The organism is Thermogemmatispora sp., assembly GCF_042408735.1.
Classification (GTDB): domain Bacteria; phylum Chloroflexota; class Ktedonobacteria; order Ktedonobacterales; family Ktedonobacteraceae; genus Thermogemmatispora.
The window spans coordinates 1-3,825 of record NZ_JBHOQV010000197.1; the positions used below are offsets into that span (position 1 = coordinate 1).

Sequence of the window (3,825 nt, forward strand, 5' to 3'; positions counted from 1 at the left end):
ATAGCCAGTACCATCATTTGGAACCCATTTATGCCTCTTCGCGCGCTGAGGCTGAAGAGCACTGCCGACACTTGCTGGCCCGTCATGGAGAGCAGGCCCATCTGATCGATCTGCGTCCCTATCCTCATGGCTTTGTGGTCAAGCATGGACGAATGCCGGGCAATCTGATGCCTGCCCCAGAGGACGAAGAGCCAGACGAGCCGCCGCCTCCCCATCCTCCTCCTCCCTGAGGAGGCAGCTCGGGGTCCACGACGGACGTCCGCAGACGGGCGACGCCGTTCCTGAGGCGCCTCTTCTGCCATCAAGACCTGCCGCTGGGGCCCCCCGGCTTGGGCCCGGGAAGGAAGACGGCTCCCGGCTGGCGCTCCGCATCGGGGTGACACCGCCGCCTCTCTGGGGGCATCCTGCTCCTCATGCGGCCAACGGCACTGACCAGCGGGCAGCAACGGCTTCGCCTCACCTCAGGTGGGGGAAGCGGGTCCGCCCGGCCAGGGCTGCTCGACTGGCCCGCGGTACGGGGCAGTGGGCCGCGGTCAACCCGCCCACAAGTCCGGGTCGACGACACCTTCGGCTGCAGGCCAGCCCCTGGCCTGAGCCGCGGGTCGCTGATCTCGGCTCTGTCTCCACTCTCCGACAAACTCCCCCTGGCCAGGCCAGGAAGAGCTTCAGACCTGACCAGCAGCCAGATAGCAGGCATATCGCGTCCGGCGCTGGTTGCACTCGTGTTCAAGAGCGGCGATGGTCTGGCGAAAGTGCTCGGAAGTGATACCGCAGGTGTGGAGCACTGGGCCTTCCAGCCCAGTGAAGCCGCTCACGACGTCTCGAAGGAACAGCAGACCCAGACGTCCCACCCAGGCACCGAGTGGCAGCCAGAGGGTCTGGGCTTGGACCTGGCGACAACCAGCCTGCAGGAGCCACTCGCTGAGACGGTGCATCTGGGTGCCGTCGATGCCACGGCTGGCAGCGAGCTGACGCCCCCAGGCGAGGAGCTGTTCGAGACAGGGGCCGGCATTGCGGGTCTCGGCTCCAAGTTCAATGAGTTCGATCCAGCCGCCTGGAGCCGTGACACGGTGGAGATCCTGGACAACCCGCGGCCAGTGCTCTAGGGGAATTGCTGCCACCAGGAAGCGTTGGTGGGTATAGACGAAGGTTCGCTCGGCAAAGGGAAGACCCTTGAGGATGTCTCCCTGGACAAAGCGATAGTTGGGCGGCAGCGTTGTGGCCTTGACCAGCTCCAGATCGAGGCCGGTCACCTGAGTCGGGGGATACAGCCGCGCGAGGTCGATGGCCCAGCGGCCTGTTCCACAGCCGACATCGAGCACCTGTCCACCCCGCCGAAGTTGCTCGTCGACCGGGGCAAAGGTCAGCCGCCCCAGAGCCTGGCGCAAGACATAATGTTGAAAGTCCAGACGATTGATCTCTTGCAGGTCCTTGGGAAGCAGGTAAGGGAGGTCTGACAGACGCCGGCGCCCGTCAGGTTCGCTCTGTTGCCCAGGTGGAACCTGGTTGACCAGGCAGGCAGTTCGCTTCCCAGCCGAGAAGAGACTTCGCCAGTGCCAGAGGCGCATGAACACCTTGAGCCTCCCTTCAGGAATCACTGGGCAGATCGGCAAGGGCACTTGCTTCGCCACGCAGGTGGTTGGTCGTCGATCCCCCCTGGCTGGGCGAGGGGGAAGTGGGCGCGGCAATGATGCGCCAAGCGCGCGCCACTCCGAAACGGGCGGTCAAGAGATCGATCGTCTCCCACATATCAAGGAGCCAATCGATGAGATGCTCGGTCCGTTCACTCGGTCCTAACTCAGCCCGCAGGGCAGCGATATGGTCCTCACGGCTGGTGGCTATGCCAGATTGAGGGAGCATGGATCCGGGTACTGTGGCCATCAGCGATCTCCTTTCCATCTATCAGGTCAACCGGATGTCCTGAGCAAAGAGCTGCTTGCTGAGCAATGACCTGCCCAATCCTGGTCAGGATCGCTCTAGAACTGCCTTTCTTAGCCTGACGGCTATCGGCGAGTCTACTGTAGCCACTTGTCACTTGACAGTAAAGGGGTTCTGTTCCAAGTTCAGTTACAACTTCAGATCCGTCAGAACGGGAAACCTTGAACAGGATACTGCATGCTGCTATACTGACTCTTAGAAGGTAAGATAGTGCACGCTGGCGGTTTCTTTCGGGAAGAGCAGGTGAAAAGGAGAGCTGGATGAGCCGTTAGCGAGAACTGCGCCTGAAGCAAGGCGTGAGTCTGAGGCAGCGTGCCGGTGAGATCGGCATAGCCGTCGGGACGCTCCTGGCGGCAGAGCAGGGAAAACCTCTGCGAACGGATAGCATTGACCTGATCTGTCGGTACTACTCTAACGACGCCGGCGGAACTGGGGCTGGTCCGCCAGCAACGAGTGAAGAGCAGAGTCCCAAAGGAGAACGATATGCGACGGAGGGAAGCATTGTCCCTGCTGGTGGGGAGCAGTGGGCTGGCATTGGTGGGGAGCCTGAGCTTAACCGGAGAGGAGACACTTACGCTTGCCCGTCCCCTGGTGGGGGCGCTGTGGCGAGCCTCCGAGACTGAGGCCGTGACGACGGTCGTGGCGACAGCAGAGTGGTTGCTGGGGTTGCTAGAGAGAGCGCCTGCTCTGGTAAGCAGATCTCAGGAGGCGGCACACCTGGCGGCGGAGATCCATCTGATCGCGGCGATAGCAGCACGGCATCGGCTGCGGCTAAAGGAGCGGCTCTATCACTTGCAGCAAGCGGAGCACTATGCTCATTTGACCGGCGATGTCCTCCTGCAACGGGCATTGCCCTATTACGAAGGATATAGTTATTTGTGGACCTTTTCTGAAACAGGAGAGCATCAGCCGCAGGCGGAGACAGCATTGTCGTGTTTTCAGCGGGGACTTGCCTCTTTCAAGAAGGGGCCGGTCTCCCCAGCGCTGGAAGCGAGTCTCCTGACAGGGCTGGCCGAAACCTCCAGTCTCCTGCAGCAGAGGAGGGAGGCAGCTTCAGCACTGGCTCAGGCTGAAGCATCCTATGCGCTCGTCTCTCCTCAGCATGACCCTGGCTATGCACTGGCTGATCGTCCACCCTACGCCGTGCCGCTCTGCAGGGCAAGGGTGCTGCTGAACCTGGGACAGGCGAGGGAGGCCCTTTCCTCGCTAGAAGAGAGTCAACGGCTTTACAAGGCGCAGTGGCCGCAGACGAATGGCCGAGGACTGGCGGATATAGAGCCAAAGCGGGCGGCAGTCGCGCTGGCACTGGTCGACCAGGAGCTGTTTGTAGAGGCGTTGGGGGCCAGCATTGAGGGAGTACAGCGGAGCGGGAGCCACTACGGGCAGGCGGAAGTCAAGCAGTTATTGCGGCAGGGCCAGGCGCGTTGGCCACAGGCAAGGCAGCTCGCAGAGCTGGCGGACAGGATTGAAGCATTGGCATAACAGGCAGGTAGAGGAGAGCGATGGATCCTGAGAAAGCCAAAGGCAGCGATCAGAACAACACCTACGTGATTGATCCCGAGAACGTCGGCGAGTTGGCGCGATTGATGCATCAGGACCAACTGCTCACGCGCGGGATGGGGGGACTCTTTCCAGAGTTTCCTGCCGGTCCGCCACTGCCAGCAGGGGGACGTGTGCTTGACTTGGCCTGCGGCCCAGGTGGCTGGGCGCTGGAAGTGGCCTTTGCCTATCCCAAAGTGGAAGTGATCGGGGTTGATATCAGCGGAAGCGTCATCGAATATGCCCGTACCCAGGCTCTGTCGCGCGGCCTTGACAACGCGCACTTTCGAACGATGAATGTCATGCAGCCGCTGGACTTTGCCGATGGGACCTTTGACCTGATCAACG

Annotated in this window: 4 protein-coding genes and 1 pseudogene; 3 read left to right on the plus strand and 2 right to left on the minus strand. The window is 61.6% G+C overall.

The features are described 5' to 3' along the window. Positions 1 to 230, plus strand: a pseudogene (locus tag ACFMO7_RS20915) (hypothetical protein); the annotation flags it as partial. Positions 231 to 665: 435 nt separating this feature from the next. Here the strand turns inward: ACFMO7_RS20915 and ACFMO7_RS20920 are convergent. Both ACFMO7_RS20920 and ACFMO7_RS20925 read right to left on the minus strand, forming a co-directional pair. Further along, complete coding sequence (locus tag ACFMO7_RS20920; RefSeq protein ID WP_376797426.1) at positions 666 to 1,568, minus strand: class I SAM-dependent methyltransferase; 903 nt, start codon at positions 1,566 to 1,568, stop codon at positions 666 to 668. A 19-nt stretch (positions 1,569 to 1,587) separates the two neighbouring features. Further along, on the minus strand, positions 1,588 to 1,881 hold the full coding sequence (locus ACFMO7_RS20925) for a hypothetical protein (RefSeq protein ID WP_376797423.1): 294 nt from the start codon (positions 1,879 to 1,881) through the stop codon (positions 1,588 to 1,590). 540 nt (positions 1,882 to 2,421) lie between these two features. On the opposite strand from ACFMO7_RS20925, the gene ACFMO7_RS20930 reads away from it, so the two are divergent. Both ACFMO7_RS20930 and ACFMO7_RS20935 read left to right on the plus strand, forming a co-directional pair. Continuing rightward, positions 2,422 to 3,420, plus strand: coding sequence for a hypothetical protein (locus tag ACFMO7_RS20930; RefSeq protein ID WP_376797424.1), 999 nt, complete (start codon positions 2,422 to 2,424; stop codon positions 3,418 to 3,420). 20 nt (positions 3,421 to 3,440) lie between these two features. Then, positions 3,441 to 3,825, plus strand: a 385-nt coding sequence (locus ACFMO7_RS20935) for a class I SAM-dependent methyltransferase (protein WP_376797425.1), incomplete at its 3' end; no start/stop codon positions are given.